1 protein-coding gene is annotated in these 551 nt (G+C 61.9%); it reads right to left on the reverse strand.

From position 1 onward, the window contains the following. Positions 1-551: type VI secretion system tip protein TssI/VgrG (gene tssI / locus ACQZ40_RS25750; RefSeq protein ID WP_448748917.1), on the reverse strand; the 551-nt coding region annotated here is incomplete at both ends.

Consider the following 551-nt stretch of genomic DNA (forward strand, 5'->3'; position numbering starts at 1 on the left):
TCGATGCGCTTGGTCCGGTCATTCAGAACCCGCGTCGTCTGGTCCTTCTGGGCGTGGAAAAACTGGTTCTCCTTGCCGGCCTCATCCTCGAAGGTGATTTCGTTGAAACCGTCGCCCTTGTGGCTGTTGGAGCGCAGCACCATGCGCGTCTTGTTGGCCGGCAGGTCGTAAGGCACGGAATTGGCCGGATTGTTGACCACGCCGATGACCAGCGGCTTATCCGGGTCGCCATCGACGAAGGCGACCATCACCTCCATGCCGATGCGCGGAATGACCTGTGCACCCCATGTGCCGCCGCCCCATGCCTGACTGACCCGCACCCAGCACGTGTCCGTGCCGTCCTTCTTCGCCTTGCGGTCCCACGGGAACCACAGCTTGATGCGGCCATATTGGTCAGGATGGATTTCTTCGCCTTCAGGTCCGGCGACGATCGCCACCTGCGTGCCTTCGATGCGCGGGCGTTTTGTTGACCGGTGCGGCGTCAGCGGCACACGGGCGGGGATCGCCTCGAAGTGATTGCGATATTCCGGCTCGTTGCCATTGGTCTCATA

Source organism: Agrobacterium sp. 16-172Ci, from assembly GCF_053522725.1.